The sequence below is a fragment of the Erwinia sp. AnSW2-5 genome, assembly GCF_045107195.1.
In the GTDB taxonomy this organism is placed as follows: domain Bacteria; phylum Pseudomonadota; class Gammaproteobacteria; order Enterobacterales; family Enterobacteriaceae; genus Erwinia.
In genome coordinates this window covers 351,346-373,485 of sequence record NZ_JBJGXA010000011.1, presented here as the reverse complement: position 1 = coordinate 373,485, position 22,140 = coordinate 351,346, and the positions used below count along the sequence as shown (strand labels likewise).

Genomic DNA, 22,140 nt, shown 5'->3' with positions numbered 1-22,140 from the left:
AGTTTTAGTTGACCACTTCATACAGCTTGTAAAGGTCATCAAAGGTCAGGTCTTCTTTGAATCCGTACTCGCACCATGCTGCACTGCGCTTTGTGTCCAGGCCCATTGTCGGGGAAAGCATACCCATACGGGCGCGTGCCATCCGGGCGTCGTTCAACGCATGGTTGACGGCCAGTTGTAGGTTTTTGCTCATGCTTTATCCGTTTTATCGAAGGCGTTTAGGAATCATCATTCCGAGTGACTGCGCTTTGCGTTTGATGTGACCATCCAAGCCGTAACGAATTCCGTCCCAGCAGTGTTCAAACCCATCAGCTAGTTTCGGCAACACCTCACCGGTGATGCGGTCTGTTTTGTACGACCACATGCGGGCTTCAATTGCTACATTCTTGCAGCGCGGGTGAATGACTATCTCGTCGAAACCGCGCAGGTGGGCTATGCCGTCCTCTACACTCCCCTGCCACTTTTCAGCAGCAGAGATATTGAAGCCCTGGCGCCTGAGGTAGCTGATTGTTTCCGGCCTGGCTGAGTCAGCTTTGATAGGCCAGTCACGCACGCCGGGGATTTTGTCGTAGAGCGCTGGCATGTGGTCTAACTCAGTCTGCTGGCCGTAAGCCTCATACTCGATGTACAGGCGGTTGTGCAGAATGAATGAGCGGGTAAGCGTGTTTGGGTCTTTAGCGAAACCAAAGTCAGCACCGAAGAACAGGCGATCTGCTTCCTTCCACAGGCTGTCTGAGAATTCAGAAATTCGATATTTCCCAGCCAGCACCTGCTTGTCAGAGTTTTCGAGATAGGCGCCTTCCCACACCCAGGCATATGTTGCGTGGTCAAGGCGGCGCTCATCGTTCTGCCGCTCACCTTCAAGTACGCCGGGGAACCATGGGTTGTCTGTGTAGTTCATCTCAACCGTAATGCAGTCTTCGCCAGCCTCCTTGCGGAATCGCTTATCAGTGGCGCTACCGTCGCGCTCCGGGTTCCAGGTCACCCAGATTTCAGAGCCTTCTTCGCGCACTGTAGGGCTTAGTTTCTGCCATGCTATTTCGCTGACTGATTCTGCTTCATCAACCCAGCAAAGCAGGATGCGCGCTTTAGATTTGATGCTGTCGAGGTTGTGCCTCAGGCCAGCAAACACGTAACTCACACTCTTATCAATTGTGCGGATGTACTTCTCGCCAATATCGAAGTTGGAGGCCAACCACGGCACTGACAATATTGCCTGTTTCACTTCCTGCATACTCGACTCTTCCAGCGAGTTCATGAACTCACGCGCGCACAGGATTACTCCGCTCTCACCGTTCATCATCGCCTGATACGCCTTAACAGCTGTCATCAGGGCAAACGTGCGCGTCTTGGCGCTGCCGCGACCACCATGTGAACAGCGGTATCGCTTGTTGATGGCAGTGAAGAGTGGTGCGAGCTTTGCGGGGATCGGGAGTTGAACGGCTTCACTCATGCTTAGGCTCAACTGGAAGTAGTTGGATTGTTGTCGGCTTAGGAGTCATGCTCCCATCGGGGCTGGTGTGCTCAACCTTCTGTCGATTTGTGTAGGCATCGCCACACTCTTTAGCCGCCTGCTCAATAAGTGATGCAGCCAGTACCATGTTTTTCATGCCCTCGGCCTTTGTCATCATCCGGTCCAGAGATCTAAGTCGGTAGGACTTATTGGCGATAGGGATATCTGATATCTCGTTCTGAAATCTCTCACGTGTCGACTTGAAGAGGTCAACCCACTTCTGACTCAGCTTCTCCGCCATGGCATTGCCTGGGCTGTATTGCGACACCTGCTGACGTGATACCTGAACGTTAAATTCCGCCTTTACAAGCTCAACCACTTTCGATGGAGGCTCGAAGCACGCCAGAGACTGTACGATGAAGGATTTAACCTCTGTCGATAATGCTGCCATTGGCTTCCTCCATGACAATCTGAATAAATGTTTACGCCAGCTTCATCAGGCATGTTCCGCAATCTCTGGCTACATCGAGTTGAGCTACTTCAGCTGGCTTTTTAGCTGCATCAATCATCTCCTGAACATCGGCGCTGGCACCGTAGCGACGCACAACGCCAACAAACTCTTCAACGTCATGTCCGCGCATTGTCAGAACAGGCTGGCCTTCTTTGTTGAATTTCGGTGAGCCAAATTCATCCTGTGCCTGGGCGATGTGATAAAGCTCATGCTCCACCAGGGCGCAGAACTCCAGATCCGTACATTGCGCGCAGAAGTCGGCAGCCAGCGTGATGATGTACTTCGGCACCTCGCCGAACCATTCATGCATCTGCTGTTCCATGCGGGCCTTCTGCCAGCCACCGGCGCGCATAGATACCTCTTCCGCCTGGCCCAGCACAGTGCGCCCCTGCTTCGCGAAAGTACTGGATGCCCACATGAAGCGAAGATCCGCATCCATCAGGTGCGCGTGGTCAGGGTTATGCAGTTGACCGTCTCCGGACAGTATCTGGCTGTGCACCCACTCGCCAATTTCCGGCGCGGGTATCAGTTTGGTGTAAGGCTGAAAGTCATCAATCAGGCTGGAGTGTGGCATCGGTCGAAGTAACTCATTTTCTGTTTTCGGCATAACTGATTTCCCGGTTTCGTCTACCATCGCACCGGATAGCGACCATGAGTGAGCGCACCTGCGTTATCTCAGGTGTTTCACGGTATTGGCGTTATTGATTCTCTCTGTGCGCTATCGTGCAGGATCTGCGTGTAGCCAGATTGAAAACAGTGCCTATGGCAGCGCCTAACGCTATGCCCTGAATGAATGCCGTGAATATCTCCATCCCTAACTCTGTTGTTATGACCAGATAAGCACAGATAACTGTGGCGAGGATGAAAGCTATTAGGACAATGATTTCCCCCTTAGTCCACGGCATAGCTGGCAAATCTTCGCTACCTTCCCACTCTTCGAGGATGAATGATTCTCTTCTTTTCATATTAATCTTTAACCTCAGCAGGTCATCATCAGGCCCACTCGCAAATGGGCCTTGTGATGCTTACTGCCTGATGATTTTGACCAGGTAGAGAACTGAAGGGGAAAAACTGATAGTAAGCATCAGAATGATGCCATACATGTTGGATTGCTTTATCCCAGACACGGTCACGTATTCAAGCAATGGAGTGTATGTTATGAGCGCATACTGAACGACGCTAAATAATAGTAACAACAGCAGAAACAGCAATGAACTCTTTAGAAAGAAGTAAATCCACCGCTTGATACTGATTGTGCTCTTTCGATATAAGGCCCCTTTGTAGTCACTGATAAACCCTGACATGCGCAATTTTTCCAAAACCATTAGAAGGGCTTCAGAGTACAATTTCGAGAGTCTTTGTTAAAGCGGCCCTGTTTAATTTAGGCATTGCTCTCTGATGTACTGCTGGAGATAGTTCACCTGCCCGGTGATTGTGCTGATTCGCTCTCTGAGAGTGAAATAATCCCGTTGAGCGGAGTCGTTAAGTCGGACGGTGGCATCATCGCCCATGCTGCCGGCTGTGGTGGTGTTACCCTTTGAGCAGGTTGCGTTGAGGCGCAGCCCACACTTGCCAGAACTAACACACTGCTGAAGAGCATCAAGCTTAGCTTTGGCATCAGCCAATTCCTTTGTGTATTTCGTATCGAGCGCAGCAACGTCACGCTGGCGCGTCTGCATGTCATTGATGGTTTCCTGCCGCTGCTTTGCCAGGGACTCGGCATTGTCAGCCCGGGTCTTTTGCTTTGTAAGCTGAGACGATAGGATAAGCACTACGACGACTGCGACCAGAAATTCCACGGCGATAATCAGCCAGGCACGACCATTCATTTCTGACTCCACATGCAGACTTCCTGCTCAATCTCACGCCGATTCATCAGGCCTTTCCACTGCTTGCCGCCTGCGTATGTCCAGCGGCGTAGCTCGTTGCATGCGCCCACCGTGTCACCTGCGTTGATTTTCTTCAGCAGAGTTGACTGCCGGAATGCCCCAGCGCCGACGTTAAATGCAAAGGAGTAGAGAGCCGCACGCGTTGTTTCGGGGATTGGCCTCTTGATGAGAGGGTCAATCTGATTAGCGACAACTCTCAGGTCTTTATTTAGAAGCGACTGGCACTCGGCATCGGTATATGTTTTACCCATGATAATGTCTGGCCCAGTATGCCCAGTGCATACCGTGGGAACACCAACAACATCGAGATATGGGTCGTGCACCGTGTCTTCAAGCGGCTTGATAAGCACAGCAGCAATAGCCATAGCACCGCCACCCATGGCAGCAATAATCTTGTTGCGGAGGGCGGAGGATATCGCCATGGTTAATTGTCCTGTGGTGGGCTTTGCACGTATCCGCGATTGAGAGCAGCCTCATAAGCGCGGGTCTGGCGGTTCTTGTAATAGAGATTCACCAGGAATGTAGCAATACCAATCACTACGCCACTGATGATTGCGATCTGATTCCAGTCGAGGTTATGCATCCACTGCGACACGCCACCCCCGCATACAAGAGTGCCGGACACGCAATAGCTTGCGCCTGATGCGATTTTGTCGGGCATAATTTTCATATCCACCCCCCACGTAAGGGGACTTGTCCGTTTTCAGAATTGTCTAAATGTTGAGCTGAACAAGTCCGGGTAAACTTCATCCTGTCGATAGAAGAAGCTCCGCCTTGCGCTATGGGTAACCGAAGAATCCGCCATTGAGCGGATTTTTTTGTTTAAAGTGCGCCGCACCGACACAGGTCAGGTTGAGGGTATGATTGATTCGGGGGCGCAAAATCGTATATGTGCGATGTTATCTGTATAGTGAAATGCTTTACACCATGGGTAAAGTGTTTTACTATATATTCATTGAAGCAAAACGACACCTTACTGGAGATTCAACATGAAATTCATCGAAATCGTTGGCAATAAATCAACTTCAGCAACATTCAAAGGTCGCAAAATTGGTCACAACGTTAATGCTGTCGCATATGAAGATGGCGACAATATAGTCATTCGCCTGGAGTCAAACGGAGCGTGGGTGAAATATGCATCACAGAAGGTGGTGACCAAGGAACAATATAATGAATTTTGCAAACAACAGGATCGACCGCTTTTTGTGCGTGGCATCGAGGCGATGGGCGCAGAAGTCATGCTTTGAGATTATTACGAATGACGCTTATCGAATACATTGAAAAACACTTTTCTGGTAATCAGGCGCAGTTCGCACGATACATCAAGGTTGCGCCAGCCCAGATAACTCAGTGGATAAACAAAGATTTTATTGTCGTCGATGATGTGCTTTACAGCCCCCGACGCACGCTTAAATCCGAAGGCTCAAAGATTACTGACTGAATCTCCATCACTGCCGTACAGGCAGCTCAAAAAAGGAGATTTTATGTCAATAATCACAATGACAGGCTGGCTGTCGCAATATGAACGCATCGTCAACTTACGAATGACAAGCGGCGAAATATCAATAAAAACAATGGGCGACTATGACCGATTGATTGGCTTCTGCCGTGATAAATGGCCGAACAGGGGGCTGATCGACATATCTGTTGCTGACATAACGCAGGCTATACATGAGAAATCGTTAAATGCACCGCACAGCGCCAGGCGCTTGCGAATAAATTTATCGAATCTCTTTATTGAAGCTCAGAGGGCGTCCGTTGTGCCGCTGGGACATAATCCGGCTTTAGTGTCGCGACATCCGGTCACATCAGTTAAAACAGAGAGACTGTCGCTCGGGGAATGGCTTCTTATTTTCCGCTGCGCAAAATACCGGGCGCCTCAATATTTTCAGAACGCAATGCTGCTGGCACTGGTTACTGCGCAAAGGCCGTCAGATATTGTCAAAATGCATAAATCAGATATAACTGACGATTATCTTCACGTCACGCAGTTTAAAACCGGTGAAAAAATCGCTCTGCCCCTCTCTCTGAATCTACACGCGATTTCAACAACACTGCGTGAAGTCATTGATATGTGCGCAACGCCGGGTTTTTTTCTTCAGCACGAGAATGGAAAATGCGTAAATACGTGGTCAATTTCACGCTGGTTCAAAATATGCCGCGAGGAGTGCGGGATTAATGCAGATACCCCGCCACCATTCCGCGAACAGCGATCACTTTCTGAGCGTTTATATCGATCTCAGGGTGTTGACACCCAAACCCTTCTGGGTCACAAATATCAGCGCATGACAGACGAATACAATGATCTGCGCGGGAAAGAATACCGGAGACTCTCCATCTAAAAGCAAAAAGCCCCGGGATTAACCAGGGCTTTCTTTTGTGATGCTTCAGCTGAGTGCCGCAGGCATTGGTCCGCTGTTTAGTTACTTCTTCGTCACCACCGCGCTCTTTCGCCTTTGACGTCCGAGCTTAGATGAAATATACCAGGTCTATTTCCCGAATTCAACATATTTAGAAAATATTTTCCAGCTATGCAGCAACAGGGGAATATTCCTCCTCCATTTCACGCTTAATTGCGTAATACATTTCCTCTTCGAGTATTTCCTCGCACCAGATTACCCTCTTGCGGGCGTACTGGATATCGCACCCGGTGAAGTGGTTTATCTGCCTGGCGATATCTTGCGGGCTTTTGCGGTCGCAGTATCGTTTAATAGCCACATCGCGGATCGGACTGTCGCGTTTAATGGCTCTGCTCATTACCTTTTCAACGAAAGCCGCATCATCTGATTCTTTGGCGAGAGCGATGATGCTGGCTGCTGATGTGCCGGGGATGATTAGCTCACGCGAACGCTTGAATAATTCATCTCCTTCGTAACCCTGTTCGTGCAGGCTGTTTACCACCTCAACAATGCGATCTGCCTGCTGCTGGCTCCAGTCTGTTCGAATCATCAGGCGACCAATCACGTTTACGCAGCCACCTGGTGAATCATCACCGCCAAGGTGTTTACCCCATAGGATTAGCAGGTAACGAGTCCACACGCGCTGCGCTGGGGTGATGGTTCGCTTTCCCCTGCACCAGGCCCTGCGCAGATCGCTTTGACGGAGCACGCTGGGAAGCACGTTTACACCGAATGAGTTTCTCATGCTGCTCTCCTGAGTATCTTCGCTGTGTTGGATAAAATTCGATAGTCGATAGGAAACGTGTTGCGGGTACGAAAGAGTCGCAGCTTGCGCCATTTCTGTCGTAGGTAATCGGTCATGCTGCCTCCATTGAAAAATCGAATCCCATCTGCCCGCTAAATGCCTCACAACTTTCCGAACAAGAACCGGTGTCGTACTGGCGCATTGATGTCATACGTGATGCGAGCTCATCCCTACCGGTATCGGAAAATAGTGCAATCACCTGCTCCAGAGAGTTATTGCTTCGATACATAACCTTGTCTTGCTTGGCATCGAAGTCGTGAAGGGTTTGTATAAACTGAGCGGCAAGAGCTGGCTCATCCTTCTCTGCCAGCGCTACCTTTTGAAGGCTTTTTTTGATGCAGAAAACACAATTTCCGAGATGCTCCTGAATTTCCAGATCGAAAGGCTGCCCCTTCCACCAGTCAATTACATCCTGCTTTTCGAAATCACTAATTTCCGCCAGATACCTGATCCCGGGCTTAGGAGTAATACGCTTTGGCTCGTCAATTCTCATTCCCAGCCATGTTGTGTAATTCCCCCGGACAAAGTGCTCATCGCAGTATTTGATGAATGGCACTGTCTTCATTCTGTCTGTGCAGAACGCGCCGCCTACGTATGGATGACCATACTTTTTCAACATGCGCTTCCATGGCTCAAGGTCTGGGCCAATTTGTTCAATGCTGAGGATTTCGTAGGTGCTGGGTTTGTTCATTTCCGGATTCGGAATAACACGAAGGCAGGTGAGTCTGATTTTCCAATGCTTGACTATGTTGCGGATAAACTCGTATGTCTTGGGGTGCTCTGCACCGGTGTCCATGAAGATAAATTCCGTTTCCGGGTCTTTTTCTTTCATGATGTGTGCCAGGTATGCAGAAGTGCGACCGCCAGAAAGACTGACGATATTTTTCATGCTGCCTCTCTTTGCCTCAGAATTTCACGCAGCAAAGCCCTGTAACGCGCACGTATGCCGTCCAGCTCTTCTCTGGTGTATCGGTGAGGTTCGTTGTTTGATTCGAGCGCCAGAACGCGCTGAAGGCCGATTTTGGTGATGAGGTTGATTCGGTATGGACTGATGTTGCCTGACTGGTGCGTATTACACGCACTGCACTGGCTATGAACATTGTCCTCGTTGAATCGTAACTGCGAAGCCGCCGCAGTTGTCCGGTAATGTCCGGCGTGATAGCTGACTGCTGTAGTACTGCCGCAGCTGATGCAAATCTCCCCGTCCCGCGCCCTGATGTAGTCGTTAAATGCACGCTGGGTCATGTTCATCCAGTGGCTTAGCGGCTTCGTTGCTGCTTTTCGCTTATTCCAGGCAGCACGTTGCTCTTTCTCCTCGCGCTGCTGCTTGCGCTGGGTGAGTTGCTTGGCGAGTTGGATTGCACATTTTGGAGAGCAGGCGGTTTGCAGGGTATTGCGTGGAGTGAACTTCTCAGAGCAGCATTTACACTTTTTCGGCTTCGGTGGCTTGAGTATTGTCGCCATCCTCCCTCCTCACTGTTTCGATAACTTCATAGCCGATCATCATGTAGAGCGAATCACAGTCTTCACAAACCCAGGCCTCATCTGGTGATAATGCAAGGCCACAATCAGCACGCGCCCGGTCAGCTCCAGATTGATTGCTCATACGTTTTGTCCCGGCGCGGTGGATAATTGCCTTCTGGCAGATACGCGGAAACAAGCCATAACCTGGGATCGGTGGCTAGCATCTTCTTTGCTGGGATTTTGCGTGCTGCATATCGTTCGAGGAGTTCGTTTGCTGTGTCGGTGTCTACTGCGGGATGAGTGAACCAAGCGTTTTTCATTGCCGCACCCCGCGCAGGCATTTGTCGAATGCTGCCAACGTCTGGCTGATGCCAAATCCTGCTGGCACATTGTTTCTTCTGTAAACGCAGTATTGAGGCCTGTCGGGGTCGTCTTTCTTGACCACAATTCCCTCCCTGCAAAGTCCTGCCAGACTGACGCGCACTGACGCAGCTGGGAAATGAGCGGCCTCAGCTATGCTTGCTGAACTCATCCACTCCCCCCGAAGCCAGTGCTTCGATGATTGCTATCTGCATTTTGCTCATGCTGCCACCTGCTTTTGTTTATTGGTTTCGCCCCACCGCTGCGCCCATTCGATATGCTGGCGGGAATCCTCACTAAACCTCACGCCCTGCTCGGTGCCGAACCAATAGATAGCCTCGATAACATCGACCATCTGCGATACGCGCATCTTGCTGGTACGCTGACCGAACATGACCACGCCACCGCCGATACCAGGGGCAGTGCGCTGCTCCTGCTTGTGCATCTTCGCAACCAGAGCGGTGATTAAATCCTTCCAGTCGTCTTCATCGTATTTCTCACCGAACCATGTCACCTGCACAGCAAGGTCATGCAGCAGCGGCCACATTTTCCGGTTCTGTGAGAGCGTGCGCTTGGGTGGGGATACTTCGATTTCGATTGGTCTGGCGGGGTCGGTCGGTAGGCTGTTGATTTGGTCTATCAGGTTTCGTCGCACCTGCTCATTCCGCAGGAAGAACGTCTGTTTCTCCATCAATAACCTCTTTGAGCTGTTGAATGATGACCTGAAGTGCGTCTTCAGTTCTGCCAACGGCGGCATCAGAAAATGCATTGTCGCCCCGGTGAATCATCAGCACCTGCTGCATGCAGTTCGTGGCGTTGATGTATGCGTTGCAGATTTGCTTGAAGTCACGACGGGAGATGGTTACTGCTTGTGGTCTTATTGGGATGATTTTTGCTGTCATGGTTCGCTCCTCCCACATTACGTCGTCGTGAGGTTCCTGCGCGTATGGCCTCATGCTGAGAAGGACATAGCCAGGGAGGTAAGTACCAACATCAGCCACGTGTGTTATTTCCCTGTCCACCCATTCGCCAGTGAAGCAACCATCGGGGCCAGTAATCTCACACAATGCTAGAATGTCGCCAGGTTTATAATCGCGGTCATTCAGCCGTAATTCAGCCGTCTTAATTCCCTGCTGAACTGGTGCGAAATGCTCTGGAAGGATTTTAAGTTTATGTTCCATCATTCCTCCCCTTTGATGCTGATGCCGACCACCTTCAGTCTCTGCTCATAAGCATCCATCGCATCACCGAAACCGTTTGAGTAATCGACCATTCGGCCCATGCTCAAAGCCTCCCGGCTATCAATGAACTTCGGCTGTACCACCTCAATCGCTGCGCGTGATGCCTGCCATGCCTGCCACATAAGCTGTGTTATCGGGTCAGAATATCCTTTCCCTTTTGTGATCATCTGGCCTTCATGCTTTGACCGAAACCACGCTTCAAACTGCGCTCGACTATCCATCACTCTTTCTCCTTCCGGTACATAATCAGCACCAGGCTGCCTTTCGTAGCGATACGCATTGTGCTGTCAGGCTCAAGTTTTTCCAGCTCGAAAGCATCGTAAAACTCATTCATGGCCCGCTGCTGCCGACTCTGTTTTCTGCGCTTGTTCCATTGCTTGAGAATCACTGAAGTTAGCCACTCAGCTGACTTAACAACGATAAACAGATAGGTGGTACACATGAGGCCTAATGCCATCCATTCATTTAACGTTAACTCTCCCATCACCCTTTCCTCCCCGCCCAGCGCCAAATAAAAAGGCCCACTAAAATTAGCAGGCCCGATACGGTAAGTTCTGTTGTGTATGTCTGGTGCATTATTCCTCCACCGTCCCGCCAGCTTCACGGATTGCCCTTATCCATTCCATATCCCGGACCTGCTTGATTCTTGCCGGGGGATATGTGCCTCTCTCTTGTTTTGGTGCCTTGACTGGTTGCATTGTCGTGGTTGGTTTCGCCGTCAGCGAAGCCAGCGCAATTTCGTTAATTTGCTGATGTCGCTTATTGTAATCAGTAATAGTGTCGAAGAATGTCGTGCCGTCACGAACCGATTCACAGTGGTGAATCAGATTTTGTTTCTCTTGCTCAGTCATCACTCACTCTCCTGCATCATCAGGCCCAGCGCCTCACGAAGCGCGGCGTTAATGGCATCATCTACGTATTCGTAATCGGCCAGGCTCACTATCGCTGAATCACATCCTTTACCGCCGTGCGTGGGATAAGTGGCGGCAGCACAATCACCGAAAGTGAGTAGCGGTCGATTAATTGAAACGGTGATTCCGTGCTTAACGGCCTGCTCGCGAACTTCCGCGTCACTCAGTTTGCTGTAGTCCATCATGATGCCTCCTTGTAAACCGCCCAGCCATCAAAGCTATTCAGCCATTTGAATGATTTTCTGCCCTCGCCGTGAACACCTTTTCTCATTGTTGCCTGGTGGATTCCCACCTCGACAATCCGATAGATTGTTCCCCGTGGAGAAATCCAGATATCATCAACCGAAACTACTTCTGACTTTTCCCATGCCATGTCACTTACCCCCTCTGGCTGGCTGTCCGGCCAACTCGGTTAATTCGCCCATCTGCCCGTGTATTTCCACCAGGTCACACCCAGTGCAACCGAGTGCCTCAGCAATCAGCTCCTGCTGTTTTTTAGATGGCCCGGCCTGCGTAATCTGGTTCAACCTTTGCCGGCTTACACCAACGTGCTTAGCGATACTGTTTAGCGTCACTCCACAGTCAGCAGCCATCGTTTTCACCATCCAGCGGTAATCGCTCCACTCACACATCAGAATCCCCCTCGTTTTGCTGGCTTCTCTTCACGGTCAGCCGCCTTGCGTTGTGCTTCGGCTTGGTCACAGTCGTAGATAGAGCCGTTGCGCTGCTCTGCATAAACCACGCCGGATTTACCGTGACGGTTAAGGCGGAGAAGTAGCTCTGTATCCTGCTGCGGGTAGTTCTCGTCATATGCGCCTTCACGGTAGATGCCCAGCCAGTAGTCGCAGTCCTGCTCAATCTGCCCGGTGTCGCGTGAATCGCTTGGCAATGGTCGCTTATTGGTACGCTTCTCCAGGTCACGGTTGAGCTGCGTCAGGAGAACGACAACACACCCAAGTTCTTTCGCCAGGTTCTTCAGGCCTTTGGTTATCAAGCCGAATGACAGGTCGTTACGGTCTGCCTTTTCGCCAGTCATAAGCGTGAGGTAATCGACCATAACCATGCCTACTGCGCCTTTCTCGCGCTTGATGCGGCGGGCCTCTGCAACAATATGCGCCAGGCTGACGCCGGGAGTGTCGTCGATAAACAGGTTGTTCGACTCTACCAGCTCCAGCGCCCTGCCGTTCGCCAGCGCGAAGTCAGAGTCGTTGTCACTGCCACGGTAGAAAATATCCGTGTTAACACCGGAAGCCTGTCCGACCATTCGCTCGAAGATTTGCTTATCTGGCATCTCAAGGCTGAACAAAATGGCCGGGAGTTTTTCCCGCATGGCACAGTTGATCGCCATCTGACTGTACAGGGTTGTTTTGCCCATTTTCGGACGTGCGCCGATAACGAACAGGGACCCCTTAACGATGCCTTTTGGTTCAAGAATCGCATCCAGAGATGGAATTCCAGTAGAAAGACCGCGACTCTTTCCAGAATTATCGAAGCGCTGATCCACTTCATCCAGCCAGTCGGTCATGACTTCGGATAGTGGCCTGGCACCCCGGCGATTGCCCGTTTTGGCATAGTCGCTAATCTGAGTAGCCAGCATCTGTACGGCGTCAAACTTCTCTGCCGCTGTCATCCCGTTTCGGGTGTAGAACAACTCAGTAGCTTCGTTCAGCTTCTGGATGCCGTAGCGCTCTGCGGCATGTTCCCGGACGACATTTGCATAAGCGCCGATGTTCGCCTGGCTAACAGTGTCTTTTGCAATCTGCATCAGATACGAGAAACCGCCAACCTGGCCGATTAGCCCGTCACGCTCAAGTCGTTCTGATACCGTTAATCCGTCAATGGGACTTGATTCTCTGCTCATTGTCTTCATCACACCGAAAATCACCTGGTGCGTGCGAGAGTAAAACGACTCGGATTTAAGCGTTGCCAGAACCTTCTGAGCGCGTTCGCTTTGCGAGTCAAGCAGGATTGCACCGATAACGCTTTGCTCGGCCTCCAGGCTGTGTGGGGCGGATAGAATTTCAGAGGTCATCGCAGGCTCCTTCGCGGGTTTTGGCGTAAACATCTACGTCGAGAAAATATTCCAAGGCTTTTTTCCGCCAGGTCTTACCGGTTCGCTGATCCGGCCTGTTCTCCAGCATCCATCGGCAGTTGTTGCTGATGTAAGTCAGATAGGCTTCCCAGTCGTTCAGGCTGAACGCATGACCGTCAAGCTTGCGGGTAACCTTCCCTGCTTTCTGCCAGAAGGTTCGAATCAGATTACGGCGCTTGTCAGTGATGATGTTGATTCCCTGACATTCAGGAAGGACTCTGCGATAAACCTCAACAACCTGCTCACAACTGATTGAAGGTTTTTTCTTCTCAGGATTTTCCGCAGGAGATGCACACTTAATATCTTTAGATATTAAGTTAGTATTTAGTAATTCTTTATCTGTGGACAATCGCTGGACACTGGCTGGACACTCCCCCCCCTCACGCCTTGCTGGCTGCGGGTTTGCGCTGGACACTGGCTGGACATCCGCTGGACACGAAAATTGCTGATATTCGTCGTATTTGGCCACTTTTAATACAGTGAATCGGTTGGTAGATTTGGTGCTGATCATGCCAAGGTTGGTGAACTTTCTGAGCAGCGCCTTTACCCGGTCAGCGGTTAATCCTGTTTCCATTGCCAGACTGTTCCTGCCAGTAATGAACTCGCCACGCTCACAGAAAATATCACCTGAGTCGGTGGCAATCATCGTAGGCTCATAGTTGGCACGGAGAAGAAGATGCACCCACAGGTGGGATGCTTCAGCGTCCTTGTAGAAGGGTGTATCCATGATTTTTCGGTGCAGCAAGGCGAACCCCTTACCGACTGAATTCGGCGTCTCCTGTTGCCGCCTGGCCTCCCTGACGACGGCAAGATTAGTTACGTTGATCACTTGTCTTTCTCCTTTGCCTTTTGCTCTTCAAGCATCTGGCGAAGCTTTTCCCCGGCTATCGGGTTGAAGCCCCGGATAAAGTCCAGGCGAGTGAGGTTTTTATGATTTATCGGGTGATTTGAGGAGCGCTTTCTCATGATTCCTCCCCGGTATCTTTGGTGCCGATACCAGCGCGATATTCAGCGAGGATGCGGTTAATTTCGTCAGAAGTATCCATGGCAAGCGCGAGATAATCACCATCGCCATTTCTCTCAAACTCTGCATCAACCAGAAGCTCTACAAGACGCCGTGCCTTGCGTGCGCTGAACTGAGGGATAGCATCGCTTTTAGTCAGCTTCGACTTGCCAGCAGCCTTAGCTTTCGCCATCTGCGCCTGGTCAATCTCACGCACGTTGTAACCCGGCTCGACATACAACTCAGCCAGAGGAACTAGGAAGGTTTTCTTCGCTGACATTTCCGTGCCGTTCTTGTCTTTGCCCTTGTAAAGCGATAGCAATGAACTCATAATTACTCCTGTATTTAGATCCAGTTGTTCGATATCAGGCCTCGAAGTGTTCCAAGCACTCCGGGGCTTTTTCTTTGGTGAGAATCCTTGCCACCTGTTTAGCCAGGTCAGCTAATTCCTCATCCTCAACACCCCATTCCAGGACGGCCAGTAACATGGACATCTTCGGGATCAGGCTGTCTTTCCATCTGGTAATCTGCGATTCGTTAATGCCTAAAGCTGATGCAACCTTGCGCTGCCCTCTTGCCGCAATGCGGTTGAGGATATTGCTGGTAATTTCAGAGGCTTTCTTGCGGGTGCTTGTGATTTCCATATGACATCATTCCTTTGTGGTTAAATAGTTACGTGTGAAACCAGTGGGGTTCCACATTGTGCTCCGACATTGCGGTGGGAGCGGATTCAGAGTTTTAAAGAGCGGTGGTGCTTATGCTGCGTTATCTTTCTGAACTTTCCGTACAGGGGCGAAAGCGATCGCCTCTTTGGTTACTGGCTTTGGGTCGCGGAAGTTGAGTGTTGCATTGGCAATGTCACTCGCCTTCTTTGCTGATGCTCCGCGCCAGCCATATGCCAGCTGATCCAGGTTGCCAACGGAGGTGTTTGCCAGCTTTGCGAGCTTCTCCCACTTCTCCCTGGTTGCCTGCTTCTTCCAGCGAAGCAGGTCATTAATCTGCTCAAATGCTGTAATGGTGTTTTGCATAAATGCTCCCGTTGCTAATGCATTGGGTAATATTAGCGATACGCTAAATTAATTGCAAGGAATCGTTTAGCAACATGCATATTTATCGCCGTGCTAAAAGATGGGAAAATTTAAGCATGGACATAAAAGAAATCAGGCGGGTTAACCTCCGCTACCAACAAAAGCAAGCGGCTGCCAAATTTGGTTTGAAGAAGGCTGACTTTGCAGAAAAGGTCGGCACATCCGCATCGACCCTCAGCCAGATCCTCGGAGATAATGCCGTGCGTAATCTGGGGGATGAACTCGCTCGAAAAATCGAGATGAACCTCGAACTACCAAGAGGCTGGCTTGACCAAGTTCACCCGGAACTGGAAGATGAAGAAAACAAGGGTGAGGCCAAAATCATTGGGGAAATAGAACCCTGGGACTCGGTCACCCCTATAGAAGATGATGAAGTTGAAGTGCCGTTCCTCAAGGAGGTGCAATTAGCCGCTGGGACAGGAAGCGCCTTCCAGGAAGATAATAATGGATTTAAGTTGAGGTTCGCCAAGTCGACTTTGCGCAGGTTAAACGTACAGTTTGATAATGCTGTATGTGTCGAAGTGATCGGAAACAGTATGGAACCAGTTCTCCCCAATGGCGCGACCGTTGGTGTGGATATGGGATGCACTGAGATTAAAGATGGCAAGATGTACGCCATTGATTATGGTGATTTGCTTCGAGTGAAAGTCCTTTACGCCGTCCCTGGCGGGAAGGTCAGGATCCGCAGTTATAATGAAGATGAACACAGAGAAGAAGTAAGAGATCGGAATGAAATTAGAATTATTGGCAAAGTATTCTGGTCTTCTGTGACCTACTAACCCTCATATCTTCCCTGAAACCCGCTGAGTGCGGGTTTTTTTGTGCCTAAAATTCACCACGCTAAACCTGCCGCTAAAATAAATATCCTTCCCATTCATTAATTTAGCAATTAACGCTAAAATATTTAGCGCATGGCTATTGCGTTGATTTTAGCACAATGCTAACTTTAACCACATCAGCAAGACGCACAGCACCACCGACAGGATGTCACGCTCTTTAAAAATCAGGGGTATGTCTCCGCAGGAATGCGGGGAACGATTTAACTCAACAGGAGGTTCTATGTAGAACTCATGCGGGTTAGACCGCAGCCGAAAGGCAATGCAGCAGTAATGATGCTGCCCTGAGTCGTCAAATGACGAGCCTGTGTAGTGACGGGTCAAGGTTCATATATCAAAACAAGCTCCGGTAGAGCAGCGCGAAAGCCAGGCGCGCACCGGTATCAGCGGCCCAAGTGGCGACAGAGACTCAAGGGCATGAGCGCGGCCACTGCGAGAGTGTGGCTCAAAGTGCAGTTGGCTTTGCAGCTTAGTAGCTCAGGAGAGCGAGTAAGACCAGTGAGTCGGCAAAGGAATTCGAACCGCGTACAAATCATTGTGCGTATCAGAGATGGCAGTAAATGAGGCAGATGCATCTCTCGTGTGCCATAGGCAAAGAGTCTGGGTTGGCTGCAATACCAGTAGATTTACCGCTGCCTCTAATGATTTGGGGGTTTCGGCAAAACTACTAATGAGGACGCAAGAATGACAATGAAATACTCAACAGCGAAATGCATTAAGTCAGAAGGAAACTCGCCCTTTGTCGCTGGTAAGGATTACCAGATCTTTCACGGTTCAGAAGAGGATCGCGCCGAAATTGGTCAGAACGTTTCTTATGGCTTAACAGCACAGATGGAGCATATAAGCGCTGATTGCCACCTAGTTTTTTGTATTAAGTGATTTTACCGCTGCCCTTATGCGTGAGGGCTTCGGTTAGTTCACTTGAGGTGCACCATGACAGTAGTCGTAACCATTCTGGCATCTGATAACGCCAGAAATCGCCGCAGAGCACGCAGAGAGGCTCAACGTGAGCAAGCCAATGCGGATGTTCAGCTCTCTCGCAAAATCGCTGTAATCGCATCCGGTTGCAGCAGCATGAAGGTAGCAAGAGCTATCAACGGGCCGAGTGTTCGTGATGTGAAAGAAGTCGAGTTTGTGACTCGCGAGGATCCGAAGCACCGGAAGGTGAACAACCCTTTCGGCCAGCACATTAACGCCCGCCAGAAGCAGCGCGGGTACAGCATTCCACTGATTTGAGGTGAGCATGTCTTTAGACCACGGCGTTCTGAATGTCCCGCTGGAGAAGCGAGGCAACTTCCACAGGGAATTGGATGACCACCTGGCAGCAGAGAAGCGCCGGAAAGAAGATGCGCTTTTCCTTCGTAAATACAGCTTTGACGAGGCTAAAGCAGAAGCTAAACGCCTGTTCCCGCTGATGGATAAGGCGTTGGTTAAAGCTGAGGCTAAGCGCCGAGGCATAAAACTGTCGGGGTTCAACGATGTGCTGCGAGATATCCGCGACTTCAAGCCGCGTCAGGCACCTGGTGTATTTGCAATGCTCACTATCAAATAACGAGGGAAAACAATGAACTCTACCGAATTGCAGAAGATTTTAGACGAACATAAGTTGTGGGTTACCTCGACGCAGGAAAGCGGATCGAGAGCCAACCTGCGCGATGCCAACCTGCGCGATGCCAACCTGCGCGATGCCAACCTGCGCGATGCCGACCTGCCTGATCACACCTTCGTAATTATGGGTGAGGCGTACTACCTGCAAATCACAAACGGTGAATATGTCAAGGCTGGATGCCAAAACCATACTGCAGAGCAATGGCGCTCATTCACCAAGCGTGAAATTGCCGAAATGGATGGTCGCAAGGCACTTAAGTTCTACCCACGCCTGCTTGATGTTATCGACTTTTACATGGGTAAAGGCGAGCGACCGGAATGGCTTAATGAGCCAGATGTGGAAACCGAAGACGCCGCTTAGTCGGCCTTTAACAGCGGCGCTGCCGCAGGAGTGAGAGATGGCAGATAATCATAAGCACTACGATTATTACCTAGTTGAGGGTGCGGACGTCAAAACCCTTATCGATGGATACGATAGCATTCGCAAGGGTCGCAGTGACATTATTACAGGTGTCATGGGTGAGTTCGGAGCTGTTGCTTACACGGACACATCTGGTTTTGGTGATAAGGGATCATTGCTGCGCGGTTTGGTGTGGAATGCTGATTATAAGTTTCCATGCGCTGTCACCATCAAACGCAGCGACTACCTGGATGGGAAAAAAGTTATTTCCGCTCGCGGAAAGGGAAATACCAAAGATGGCCGAGAATTCAATAAGCGACTAGACAGCAGCATTAAACAAGCCAATCAGAAGCTGGGATCTTTGCCTTCGTGGCAGGCTTATATTATTGACCATTATCATATTATGAGAACAGGTTTCGGCGAGGCTTCTGGCAACTTTGGCGTGGCAATGCTAACCACATACGGCGGGCGCTGCCCGGGTCGCGATGACTGTCTACTCTTCGCAATACCCAATGCAAAAGACAGGGATGGTTACGCCAAACACGGCGAGGTAGAGATTCCCCCGTACTTCCAGAAACTCACATACGGTCGATTCCATGACCTAGCAAACAATGAGGCTGCCTAAACCGCAGCCTTTTTTACGCCCGGAGCACACCATGATAGTAACTCGCAAGGATGGTAAATGGCATGTCACAGTACTGTCCTGCGGCTATATGTGGCGTGCTGATTTAGTTGAAGGTTATGGGGTGCTGGCAGGAAAGACAATCAGCCAGCAACTGAATAAAGAGCAGTGGGATAAGTGGAGGGTTGGATGAAAGAGAAATTTACGCCCGGGCCTTGGGTCGTGGATGCCGCAGATGTTGGGGCTGAGTTCAATATCGATAGCGCCGATGGCGGAACAAGCGTTGGTATTACATCACAGATTTTTCGCGACAAAGATAACGAGATTCGTAGGGCAAATACTCAGCTAATCGCTGCGGCACCTGAACTACTTGAGGCGCTTCGATGCTTAAAGCGTGAGCTGGTTCTCTCTGATGTCGATTTGGCTTATATCGAGTCTCACTTCAGGCCGCACCTTGACAGAGCGTCATCCGCAATCAAAAAGGCTTTGGGAGAATCACAATGAGCAAAGAAACAGGTGGTTTTGCATTCCCGAGCAAGGTTTCAAACCTGAGTAACGAGAAGCAAAATATTTACGGGTATGACGTTCCTCCTGGTGATTCTTTTATTGCTGGAGGAATGACGCTACTTGACCATTTTGCAGGGCTGGCGCTACAGGGAATGCTATCAAATCCAGAGTGGAATCACTGGAGTACGGAACGGCATGTTAAGCACGCATATGAAGTGGCTGACGCAATGCTTCTTGCGCGCGGCGAGTAACTGAGGAGAAGAGGATGGAGTGGATTAAGTACTCAGAAAAGAAACCGGAGGCCGCTGGTGTTTATCTGTGGAGGATGGGGAGTCGAAAAGTCAAAGGATTGGTTGTGATTGCCAGGTCTAAATTCCGTCTTCGCGGTGCAGGTTACGAGAATGTTTTATCGCCTGAGTTTGATTACTGGAACGGATATTCCTTAGTGTTGCCTGGAGAACTTGAGTGGGCAGAAGATGATGAATCCCTGCCGGATATCACCTTTGAGAATCTCCCATCCGCTAAACAGTGCCCTTTCTGCAAGAAGGCTCCAGTCATTAAAGCTTTTGAGTGGGACCGGGGTTGCCGTGTAAGCCCAGAGCCATACATTCTCAATCAGTTTCAACTCAAGTGCTGTGGCTGGATTGCGGCTGTCACTTTCGAAAGCCCAGTAACAGCAATCGAAAAATGGAATGAAAAGTTAGCCGAGTGACACCGCAATGCCCTGTCGCAGTAGGGCATTTCGATGACGCCCAGTCATCAGTAAAGCGCTTTAGTCGTCAGGCAAAGGCGTTAAAGAAAATTGCATAGCCGTTTTGGCCTGAGCTAACCCTCGGGCCTTTTTTATACCCAAAATTCAGGAGTGAACATGAGCGAAACAACGGATCTGGTTGTCATTGAGAAGGCTAACGCCCTCACCGTTTTTAAGTCCAGCGACCAGATTGAAGAAATTCTGGCAAAAGTTGAACGTGAAGTTATGTCCTTTGTGCCGGATGTCTCCACGGCAAAGGGCAGAAAAGAGATTGCTTCCCTGGCCTACCGCGTAGCGCAGACCAAAACTTATCTCGATAGCCTGGGTAAAGACCTGGTGGCAGAGCTGAAGGAAATCCCGAAGCTGATTGACGGCAACCGGAAGACGGTGCGTGACCGCCTTGACGCGCTGAAGGAGAAGGCACGGCAGCCACTTAGTGATTACGAAGCAGAACAGGAGCGCTTAAAGGCTGAAGAGGCGGCGAGGCTTGCTGCTGAGAAGTTGGCTGCTGAAATTGAATCAGCACACGAAATGGCACTGCTAATGAACAAGGACTTCGACCGGGAACGCGCAGAAGCAGCTGCCGAAGCAGAACGCCAGCGTATCACACATGAAGAAGAGATTAAGCGTCAGGCAGTAGAACAGGCGCGGCAGGAAGCAGAAGCAAAGGCGCAACGTGACCGCGAGGCGGCCGCCCAGCGTGAAGCGCAGTTAATCGCTCAGGCAGAAAAGGAAAAATCGGACCGCATCGCAGCACAGGAACGTGCAGAGCGTGAAGCCAGAGAGGCGCAGGAGCGCACCGAGCAGCTGGCAAAAGAAGCGCGTGAGCAGGCAGAGCGTGAAAAGCAGCAAGCCATTGAGTCAGCTCAGCGCAAAGCTCAGGAAGAAGCTGATCGCATTAAGCGTGAAACACAACAGAAAGAAGCAGCACGATTGGCTGAAGAGAAGCGCATTGCTGATGAAGCGGCAAAACGTGCAGCCAATGAAGCCCATCGCAAGGCAGTCGGCACCGATGTTGTGAAAGGCCTGGTAGAACACGCTGGCTTAACGCGTGAACAGGCTATCGCAACGCTGAAGGCTCTTATGAGCAACTCAATCCCTCATACAAGCATCAACTACTAATTCAATTCTAAGGAATCGACCATGCAACTCGTCATTGCAGGGTGGCCTGTTGCTGGCCGCTCTGAATCACTTCTCGACGTAATCACCCGCCGCCTCCGTTCTGGCTGGCGCTCATTAATCGACACTCTCAGCCAGCCGGGCAACCCACTATGACAATTGTACCCGTCAACGGAACCATCTACGTCACTCAGGGAAATCGAGAATTTGGAAAGCTATATGAAACCTCTTTCCCTGACACAAAGGAAGGCATGAAAGAGGCTTATGACTGGGCGCAGACAATCGCTCTAGGCTGGCGCGACTGTCAGGACAAAGACTGGAGGAAATATCATGCAGCATGACGCAGCAGACGAATTCTTTATCGCCCTGATGGCTCCGTTCGTAGAGCCAATCATGACCGACTTACTGGCACAGCAGGAAGCTATCGCCGACTACCGCACGGAGCAGCAGGAGATGATGATGGGAGGTTATTGTGAGCAGTGAATTCTTTATCAGACTGGCTGAGATACAGCGAACCCTTAACGCCCCAAAGAATCAGTTTAACAGCTTTGGGAAATACAAATACCGAAGCTGTGAGGACATTCTCGAAGGCGTTAAGCCCCTGCTGAACGGGCTTTTCCTCTCTATCTCAGACGAAATAGTGATGATTGGCGATCGCTATTACGTCAAGGCTACAGCCACCATAACCGATGGTGAGACATCGCACTCCGCATCCGCAATGGCAAGAGAGGCCAGCGAAAAGAAAGGCATGGATGATGCGCAGGTGACAGGCGCGACAAGCTCCTATGCCAGAAAATACTGCCTGAATGGTTTGTTTGGAATTGACGACTCCAAGGATGCTGATACAGACGAGCATAAGCGCCAACAAAGCACTCAGCAGCAAAGGCCGCCAGCAATCAATCCTGACGCAACGCTTACTGCATTCACTGAGTATGCCGGGAATGAAAATGACAAGGCTAAGCTGCAATCAGAATATAAAAAGGCATGGGCCGCCCTGTCAGGGCACCCAGAACATCAGCAGAAGTGCAAAGACATCACAGGCATTCGCCTGGCAGAACTGAAGCAAGCCGCTTAACCCCCA

Annotated in this window: 41 protein-coding genes and 1 pseudogene; 17 read left to right on the top strand and 25 right to left on the bottom strand. The window is 50.4% G+C overall.

Features of this window, described 5'->3' with window-relative positions; translation table 11 throughout:
• Nucleotides 1-19: 19 nt before the first annotated feature.
• From ACFL9S_RS11125 to ACFL9S_RS11095, 7 genes and pseudogenes are all read right to left on the bottom strand, one after another.
• Nucleotides 20-193: pseudogene (locus ACFL9S_RS11125) on the bottom strand (DUF1073 domain-containing protein); the annotation flags it as partial.
• Between the two features lie 12 nt (nt 194-205).
• The gene (locus ACFL9S_RS11120) at nt 206-1,453 is read right to left on the bottom strand and encodes a PBSX family phage terminase large subunit (protein WP_405261945.1); all 1,248 of its coding nucleotides are present in this window, start codon (nt 1,451-1,453) and stop codon (nt 206-208) included.
• Complete coding sequence (locus ACFL9S_RS11115) at nt 1,446-1,904, bottom strand: DUF2280 domain-containing protein (RefSeq protein WP_405261944.1); 459 nt, start codon at nt 1,902-1,904, stop codon at nt 1,446-1,448. Before ACFL9S_RS11115 ends, ACFL9S_RS11120 begins: the two co-directional genes overlap by 8 nt.
• A gap of 31 nt (nt 1,905-1,935) precedes the next feature.
• Nucleotides 1,936-2,538, bottom strand: a complete 603-nt coding sequence (locus tag ACFL9S_RS11110) for a putative metallopeptidase (protein ID WP_405261956.1) — start codon at nt 2,536-2,538, stop codon at nt 1,936-1,938.
• A gap of 802 nt (nt 2,539-3,340) precedes the next feature.
• Nucleotides 3,341-3,793, bottom strand: coding sequence for a lysis protein (locus tag ACFL9S_RS11105; protein ID WP_405261943.1), 453 nt, complete (start codon nt 3,791-3,793; stop codon nt 3,341-3,343).
• A complete protein-coding gene (locus ACFL9S_RS11100; RefSeq protein WP_405261942.1) occupies nt 3,790-4,275 on the bottom strand; it encodes a lysozyme in 486 nt (161 codons plus the stop codon). The genes ACFL9S_RS11105 and ACFL9S_RS11100 overlap by 4 nt, the downstream gene beginning before the upstream one ends.
• Before the next feature lie 2 nt (nt 4,276-4,277).
• Nucleotides 4,278-4,523, bottom strand: coding sequence for a phage holin (locus tag ACFL9S_RS11095; protein ID WP_405261940.1), 246 nt, complete (start codon nt 4,521-4,523; stop codon nt 4,278-4,280).
• A 319-nt stretch (nt 4,524-4,842) separates the two neighbouring features.
• On the opposite strand from ACFL9S_RS11095, the gene ACFL9S_RS11090 reads away from it, so the two are divergent.
• The 3 genes from ACFL9S_RS11090 to ACFL9S_RS11080 are packed head-to-tail and all read left to right on the top strand — an operon-like array spanning nt 4,843 to nt 6,195.
• On the top strand, nt 4,843-5,100 hold the full coding sequence (locus ACFL9S_RS11090; RefSeq protein ID WP_405261939.1) for a hypothetical protein: 258 nt from the start codon (nt 4,843-4,845) through the stop codon (nt 5,098-5,100).
• Between the two features lie 11 nt (nt 5,101-5,111).
• Nucleotides 5,112-5,294, top strand: coding sequence for a hypothetical protein (locus ACFL9S_RS11085; RefSeq protein ID WP_405261938.1), 183 nt, complete (start codon nt 5,112-5,114; stop codon nt 5,292-5,294).
• Between the two features lie 43 nt (nt 5,295-5,337).
• On the top strand, nt 5,338-6,195 hold the full coding sequence (locus tag ACFL9S_RS11080) for a tyrosine-type recombinase/integrase (protein ID WP_405261936.1): 858 nt from the start codon (nt 5,338-5,340) through the stop codon (nt 6,193-6,195).
• A gap of 187 nt (nt 6,196-6,382) precedes the next feature.
• On the opposite strand, the gene ACFL9S_RS11075 is transcribed toward ACFL9S_RS11080, so the two are convergent.
• From ACFL9S_RS11075 to ACFL9S_RS10990, 18 genes are all read right to left on the bottom strand, one after another.
• Entirely contained in the window at nt 6,383-6,997 is a 615-nt protein-coding gene (locus ACFL9S_RS11075) for a hypothetical protein (protein WP_405261935.1), read from the bottom strand.
• Entirely contained in the window at nt 6,994-7,113 is a 120-nt protein-coding gene (locus ACFL9S_RS11070) for a YlcG family protein (protein ID WP_405261934.1), read from the bottom strand. Before ACFL9S_RS11070 ends, ACFL9S_RS11075 begins: the two co-directional genes overlap by 4 nt.
• Nucleotides 7,110-7,946: a phosphoadenosine phosphosulfate reductase family protein gene (locus tag ACFL9S_RS11065; RefSeq protein ID WP_405261933.1), complete on the bottom strand. Its 837-nt coding sequence runs from the start codon at nt 7,944-7,946 to the stop codon at nt 7,110-7,112. Before ACFL9S_RS11065 ends, ACFL9S_RS11070 begins: the two co-directional genes overlap by 4 nt.
• Nucleotides 7,943-8,521 (bottom strand): recombination protein NinG, encoded by a 579-nt coding sequence (locus ACFL9S_RS11060; RefSeq protein ID WP_405261932.1) that lies wholly within the window; start codon nt 8,519-8,521, stop codon nt 7,943-7,945. Before ACFL9S_RS11060 ends, ACFL9S_RS11065 begins: the two co-directional genes overlap by 4 nt.
• Nucleotides 8,481-8,663, bottom strand: coding sequence for a hypothetical protein (locus tag ACFL9S_RS11055; protein ID WP_405261930.1), 183 nt, complete (start codon nt 8,661-8,663; stop codon nt 8,481-8,483). The genes ACFL9S_RS11060 and ACFL9S_RS11055 overlap by 41 nt, the downstream gene beginning before the upstream one ends.
• A gap of 438 nt (nt 8,664-9,101) precedes the next feature.
• Nucleotides 9,102-9,572: a recombination protein NinB gene (locus ACFL9S_RS11050; RefSeq protein WP_405261929.1), complete on the bottom strand. Its 471-nt coding sequence runs from the start codon at nt 9,570-9,572 to the stop codon at nt 9,102-9,104.
• On the bottom strand, nt 9,541-10,065 hold the full coding sequence (locus ACFL9S_RS11045; RefSeq protein ID WP_405261928.1) for a DUF3850 domain-containing protein: 525 nt from the start codon (nt 10,063-10,065) through the stop codon (nt 9,541-9,543). Before ACFL9S_RS11045 ends, ACFL9S_RS11050 begins: the two co-directional genes overlap by 32 nt.
• Entirely contained in the window at nt 10,062-10,343 is a 282-nt protein-coding gene (locus ACFL9S_RS11040; protein WP_405261926.1) for a hypothetical protein, read from the bottom strand. The genes ACFL9S_RS11045 and ACFL9S_RS11040 overlap by 4 nt, the downstream gene beginning before the upstream one ends.
• Nucleotides 10,343-10,606: a DUF4752 family protein gene (locus ACFL9S_RS11035; RefSeq protein ID WP_405261924.1), complete on the bottom strand. Its 264-nt coding sequence runs from the start codon at nt 10,604-10,606 to the stop codon at nt 10,343-10,345. The genes ACFL9S_RS11040 and ACFL9S_RS11035 overlap by 1 nt, the downstream gene beginning before the upstream one ends.
• Nucleotides 10,607-10,697: 91 nt before the next feature.
• Entirely contained in the window at nt 10,698-10,973 is a 276-nt protein-coding gene (locus ACFL9S_RS11030; protein WP_405261923.1) for a hypothetical protein, read from the bottom strand.
• Complete coding sequence (locus ACFL9S_RS11025; protein ID WP_405261922.1) at nt 10,973-11,218, bottom strand: hypothetical protein; 246 nt, start codon at nt 11,216-11,218, stop codon at nt 10,973-10,975. The genes ACFL9S_RS11030 and ACFL9S_RS11025 overlap by 1 nt, the downstream gene beginning before the upstream one ends.
• Complete coding sequence (locus tag ACFL9S_RS11020; protein WP_405261920.1) at nt 11,215-11,406, bottom strand: hypothetical protein; 192 nt, start codon at nt 11,404-11,406, stop codon at nt 11,215-11,217. Before ACFL9S_RS11020 ends, ACFL9S_RS11025 begins: the two co-directional genes overlap by 4 nt.
• A gap of 258 nt (nt 11,407-11,664) precedes the next feature.
• Nucleotides 11,665-13,065, bottom strand: coding sequence for a DnaB-like helicase C-terminal domain-containing protein (locus ACFL9S_RS11015; RefSeq protein WP_405261919.1), 1,401 nt, complete (start codon nt 13,063-13,065; stop codon nt 11,665-11,667).
• Nucleotides 13,055-13,954 (bottom strand): DNA replication protein, encoded by a 900-nt coding sequence (locus ACFL9S_RS11010; protein WP_405261918.1) that lies wholly within the window; start codon nt 13,952-13,954, stop codon nt 13,055-13,057. Before ACFL9S_RS11010 ends, ACFL9S_RS11015 begins: the two co-directional genes overlap by 11 nt.
• Nucleotides 13,951-14,091, bottom strand: coding sequence for a hypothetical protein (locus tag ACFL9S_RS11005; RefSeq protein WP_405261916.1), 141 nt, complete (start codon nt 14,089-14,091; stop codon nt 13,951-13,953). Before ACFL9S_RS11005 ends, ACFL9S_RS11010 begins: the two co-directional genes overlap by 4 nt.
• Nucleotides 14,088-14,459: a hypothetical protein gene (locus ACFL9S_RS11000; protein WP_405261914.1), complete on the bottom strand. Its 372-nt coding sequence runs from the start codon at nt 14,457-14,459 to the stop codon at nt 14,088-14,090. Before ACFL9S_RS11000 ends, ACFL9S_RS11005 begins: the two co-directional genes overlap by 4 nt.
• A gap of 34 nt (nt 14,460-14,493) precedes the next feature.
• Nucleotides 14,494-14,772, bottom strand: a complete 279-nt coding sequence (locus tag ACFL9S_RS10995) for a CII family transcriptional regulator (protein ID WP_405261913.1) — start codon at nt 14,770-14,772, stop codon at nt 14,494-14,496.
• Nucleotides 14,773-14,883: 111 nt separating this feature from the next.
• A complete protein-coding gene (locus tag ACFL9S_RS10990; RefSeq protein ID WP_405261912.1) occupies nt 14,884-15,156 on the bottom strand; it encodes a transcriptional regulator in 273 nt (90 codons plus the stop codon).
• Between the two features lie 74 nt (nt 15,157-15,230).
• Between ACFL9S_RS10990 and ACFL9S_RS10985 the strand changes: the two genes are divergently transcribed.
• The 14 genes from ACFL9S_RS10985 (at nt 15,231) to ACFL9S_RS10920 (ending at nt 22,134) form a co-directional block, all read left to right on the top strand.
• Entirely contained in the window at nt 15,231-15,995 is a 765-nt protein-coding gene (locus ACFL9S_RS10985; protein WP_405261910.1) for a S24 family peptidase, read from the top strand.
• Nucleotides 15,996-16,985: 990 nt separating this feature from the next.
• Entirely contained in the window at nt 16,986-17,288 is a 303-nt protein-coding gene (locus tag ACFL9S_RS10980; RefSeq protein ID WP_405261909.1) for a hypothetical protein, read from the top strand.
• A 7-nt stretch (nt 17,289-17,295) separates the two neighbouring features.
• Nucleotides 17,296-17,604, top strand: coding sequence for a hypothetical protein (locus ACFL9S_RS10975; protein ID WP_405261907.1), 309 nt, complete (start codon nt 17,296-17,298; stop codon nt 17,602-17,604).
• A gap of 12 nt (nt 17,605-17,616) precedes the next feature.
• Nucleotides 17,617-18,021: a pentapeptide repeat-containing protein gene (locus tag ACFL9S_RS10970; protein ID WP_405261905.1), complete on the top strand. Its 405-nt coding sequence runs from the start codon at nt 17,617-17,619 to the stop codon at nt 18,019-18,021.
• A 37-nt stretch (nt 18,022-18,058) separates the two neighbouring features.
• Complete coding sequence (locus ACFL9S_RS10965; protein ID WP_405261903.1) at nt 18,059-18,685, top strand: Eac protein; 627 nt, start codon at nt 18,059-18,061, stop codon at nt 18,683-18,685.
• A gap of 31 nt (nt 18,686-18,716) precedes the next feature.
• A complete protein-coding gene (locus ACFL9S_RS10960; protein ID WP_405261902.1) occupies nt 18,717-18,875 on the top strand; it encodes a hypothetical protein in 159 nt (52 codons plus the stop codon).
• Nucleotides 18,872-19,186, top strand: coding sequence for a hypothetical protein (locus ACFL9S_RS10955; protein WP_405261901.1), 315 nt, complete (start codon nt 18,872-18,874; stop codon nt 19,184-19,186). The genes ACFL9S_RS10960 and ACFL9S_RS10955 overlap by 4 nt, the downstream gene beginning before the upstream one ends.
• Nucleotides 19,183-19,440, top strand: a complete 258-nt coding sequence (locus ACFL9S_RS10950) for a hypothetical protein (protein ID WP_405261899.1) — start codon at nt 19,183-19,185, stop codon at nt 19,438-19,440. Before ACFL9S_RS10955 ends, ACFL9S_RS10950 begins: the two co-directional genes overlap by 4 nt.
• A gap of 14 nt (nt 19,441-19,454) precedes the next feature.
• Nucleotides 19,455-19,901 (top strand): hypothetical protein, encoded by a 447-nt coding sequence (locus ACFL9S_RS10945; RefSeq protein ID WP_405261898.1) that lies wholly within the window; start codon nt 19,455-19,457, stop codon nt 19,899-19,901.
• A 156-nt stretch (nt 19,902-20,057) separates the two neighbouring features.
• Entirely contained in the window at nt 20,058-21,062 is a 1,005-nt protein-coding gene (locus ACFL9S_RS10940) for a cell envelope biogenesis protein TolA (RefSeq protein WP_405261897.1), read from the top strand.
• A 21-nt stretch (nt 21,063-21,083) separates the two neighbouring features.
• The gene (locus ACFL9S_RS10935) at nt 21,084-21,215 is read left to right on the top strand and encodes a protease FtsH-inhibitory lysogeny factor CIII (RefSeq protein WP_405261895.1); all 132 of its coding nucleotides are present in this window, start codon (nt 21,084-21,086) and stop codon (nt 21,213-21,215) included.
• Nucleotides 21,212-21,400 (top strand): DUF5444 family protein, encoded by a 189-nt coding sequence (locus ACFL9S_RS10930; protein WP_405261894.1) that lies wholly within the window; start codon nt 21,212-21,214, stop codon nt 21,398-21,400. Before ACFL9S_RS10935 ends, ACFL9S_RS10930 begins: the two co-directional genes overlap by 4 nt.
• Complete coding sequence (locus ACFL9S_RS10925) at nt 21,390-21,542, top strand: hypothetical protein (protein ID WP_405261893.1); 153 nt, start codon at nt 21,390-21,392, stop codon at nt 21,540-21,542. Before ACFL9S_RS10930 ends, ACFL9S_RS10925 begins: the two co-directional genes overlap by 11 nt.
• Nucleotides 21,532-22,134: an ERF family protein gene (locus ACFL9S_RS10920; protein WP_405261892.1), complete on the top strand. Its 603-nt coding sequence runs from the start codon at nt 21,532-21,534 to the stop codon at nt 22,132-22,134. Before ACFL9S_RS10925 ends, ACFL9S_RS10920 begins: the two co-directional genes overlap by 11 nt.
• The last annotated feature ends 6 nt before the right edge of the window (nt 22,135-22,140 follow it).

What these genes read in the sequence shown, in the direction of transcription:
- ACFL9S_RS11120 (WP_405261945.1), bottom strand. Translation starts at nt 1,453, where the DNA reads ATGAGTGAAGCCGTTCAACTCCCGATCCCCGCAAAGCTCGCACCACTC.
- ACFL9S_RS11115 (WP_405261944.1), bottom strand. Translation starts at nt 1,904, where the DNA reads ATGGCAGCATTATCGACAGAGGTTAAATCCTTCATCGTACAGTCTCTG.
- ACFL9S_RS11110 (WP_405261956.1), bottom strand. Translation starts at nt 2,538, where the DNA reads ATGCCACACTCCAGCCTGATTGATGACTTTCAGCCTTACACCAAACTG.
- ACFL9S_RS11105 (WP_405261943.1), bottom strand. Translation starts at nt 3,793, where the DNA reads ATGAATGGTCGTGCCTGGCTGATTATCGCCGTGGAATTTCTGGTCGCA.
- ACFL9S_RS11100 (WP_405261942.1), bottom strand. Translation starts at nt 4,275, where the DNA reads ATGGCGATATCCTCCGCCCTCCGCAACAAGATTATTGCTGCCATGGGT.
- ACFL9S_RS11095 (WP_405261940.1), bottom strand. Translation starts at nt 4,523, where the DNA reads ATGAAAATTATGCCCGACAAAATCGCATCAGGCGCAAGCTATTGCGTG.
- ACFL9S_RS11090 (WP_405261939.1), top strand. Translation starts at nt 4,843, where the DNA reads ATGAAATTCATCGAAATCGTTGGCAATAAATCAACTTCAGCAACATTC.
- ACFL9S_RS11085 (WP_405261938.1), top strand. Translation starts at nt 5,112, where the DNA reads ATGACGCTTATCGAATACATTGAAAAACACTTTTCTGGTAATCAGGCG.
- ACFL9S_RS11080 (WP_405261936.1), top strand. Translation starts at nt 5,338, where the DNA reads ATGTCAATAATCACAATGACAGGCTGGCTGTCGCAATATGAACGCATC.
- ACFL9S_RS11075 (WP_405261935.1), bottom strand. Translation starts at nt 6,997, where the DNA reads ATGAGAAACTCATTCGGTGTAAACGTGCTTCCCAGCGTGCTCCGTCAA.
- ACFL9S_RS11070 (WP_405261934.1), bottom strand. Translation starts at nt 7,113, where the DNA reads ATGACCGATTACCTACGACAGAAATGGCGCAAGCTGCGACTCTTTCGT.
- ACFL9S_RS11065 (WP_405261933.1), bottom strand. Translation starts at nt 7,946, where the DNA reads ATGAAAAATATCGTCAGTCTTTCTGGCGGTCGCACTTCTGCATACCTG.
- ACFL9S_RS11060 (WP_405261932.1), bottom strand. Translation starts at nt 8,521, where the DNA reads ATGGCGACAATACTCAAGCCACCGAAGCCGAAAAAGTGTAAATGCTGC.
- ACFL9S_RS11055 (WP_405261930.1), bottom strand. Translation starts at nt 8,663, where the DNA reads ATGAGCAATCAATCTGGAGCTGACCGGGCGCGTGCTGATTGTGGCCTT.
- ACFL9S_RS11050 (WP_405261929.1), bottom strand. Translation starts at nt 9,572, where the DNA reads ATGGAGAAACAGACGTTCTTCCTGCGGAATGAGCAGGTGCGACGAAAC.
- ACFL9S_RS11045 (WP_405261928.1), bottom strand. Translation starts at nt 10,065, where the DNA reads ATGATGGAACATAAACTTAAAATCCTTCCAGAGCATTTCGCACCAGTT.
- ACFL9S_RS11040 (WP_405261926.1), bottom strand. Translation starts at nt 10,343, where the DNA reads ATGGATAGTCGAGCGCAGTTTGAAGCGTGGTTTCGGTCAAAGCATGAA.
- ACFL9S_RS11035 (WP_405261924.1), bottom strand. Translation starts at nt 10,606, where the DNA reads ATGGGAGAGTTAACGTTAAATGAATGGATGGCATTAGGCCTCATGTGT.
- ACFL9S_RS11030 (WP_405261923.1), bottom strand. Translation starts at nt 10,973, where the DNA reads ATGACTGAGCAAGAGAAACAAAATCTGATTCACCACTGTGAATCGGTT.
- ACFL9S_RS11025 (WP_405261922.1), bottom strand. Translation starts at nt 11,218, where the DNA reads ATGATGGACTACAGCAAACTGAGTGACGCGGAAGTTCGCGAGCAGGCC.
- ACFL9S_RS11020 (WP_405261920.1), bottom strand. Translation starts at nt 11,406, where the DNA reads ATGGCATGGGAAAAGTCAGAAGTAGTTTCGGTTGATGATATCTGGATT.
- ACFL9S_RS11015 (WP_405261919.1), bottom strand. Translation starts at nt 13,065, where the DNA reads ATGACCTCTGAAATTCTATCCGCCCCACACAGCCTGGAGGCCGAGCAA.
- ACFL9S_RS11005 (WP_405261916.1), bottom strand. Translation starts at nt 14,091, where the DNA reads ATGAGAAAGCGCTCCTCAAATCACCCGATAAATCATAAAAACCTCACT.
- ACFL9S_RS11000 (WP_405261914.1), bottom strand. Translation starts at nt 14,459, where the DNA reads ATGAGTTCATTGCTATCGCTTTACAAGGGCAAAGACAAGAACGGCACG.
- ACFL9S_RS10995 (WP_405261913.1), bottom strand. Translation starts at nt 14,772, where the DNA reads ATGGAAATCACAAGCACCCGCAAGAAAGCCTCTGAAATTACCAGCAAT.
- ACFL9S_RS10990 (WP_405261912.1), bottom strand. Translation starts at nt 15,156, where the DNA reads ATGCAAAACACCATTACAGCATTTGAGCAGATTAATGACCTGCTTCGC.
- ACFL9S_RS10985 (WP_405261910.1), top strand. Translation starts at nt 15,231, where the DNA reads ATGCATATTTATCGCCGTGCTAAAAGATGGGAAAATTTAAGCATGGAC.
- ACFL9S_RS10980 (WP_405261909.1), top strand. Translation starts at nt 16,986, where the DNA reads ATGACAGTAGTCGTAACCATTCTGGCATCTGATAACGCCAGAAATCGC.
- ACFL9S_RS10975 (WP_405261907.1), top strand. Translation starts at nt 17,296, where the DNA reads ATGTCTTTAGACCACGGCGTTCTGAATGTCCCGCTGGAGAAGCGAGGC.
- ACFL9S_RS10970 (WP_405261905.1), top strand. Translation starts at nt 17,617, where the DNA reads ATGAACTCTACCGAATTGCAGAAGATTTTAGACGAACATAAGTTGTGG.
- ACFL9S_RS10965 (WP_405261903.1), top strand. Translation starts at nt 18,059, where the DNA reads ATGGCAGATAATCATAAGCACTACGATTATTACCTAGTTGAGGGTGCG.
- ACFL9S_RS10960 (WP_405261902.1), top strand. Translation starts at nt 18,717, where the DNA reads ATGATAGTAACTCGCAAGGATGGTAAATGGCATGTCACAGTACTGTCC.
- ACFL9S_RS10955 (WP_405261901.1), top strand. Translation starts at nt 18,872, where the DNA reads ATGAAAGAGAAATTTACGCCCGGGCCTTGGGTCGTGGATGCCGCAGAT.
- ACFL9S_RS10950 (WP_405261899.1), top strand. Translation starts at nt 19,183, where the DNA reads ATGAGCAAAGAAACAGGTGGTTTTGCATTCCCGAGCAAGGTTTCAAAC.
- ACFL9S_RS10945 (WP_405261898.1), top strand. Translation starts at nt 19,455, where the DNA reads ATGGAGTGGATTAAGTACTCAGAAAAGAAACCGGAGGCCGCTGGTGTT.
- ACFL9S_RS10940 (WP_405261897.1), top strand. Translation starts at nt 20,058, where the DNA reads ATGAGCGAAACAACGGATCTGGTTGTCATTGAGAAGGCTAACGCCCTC.
- ACFL9S_RS10935 (WP_405261895.1), top strand. Translation starts at nt 21,084, where the DNA reads ATGCAACTCGTCATTGCAGGGTGGCCTGTTGCTGGCCGCTCTGAATCA.
- ACFL9S_RS10930 (WP_405261894.1), top strand. Translation starts at nt 21,212, where the DNA reads ATGACAATTGTACCCGTCAACGGAACCATCTACGTCACTCAGGGAAAT.
- ACFL9S_RS10925 (WP_405261893.1), top strand. Translation starts at nt 21,390, where the DNA reads ATGCAGCATGACGCAGCAGACGAATTCTTTATCGCCCTGATGGCTCCG.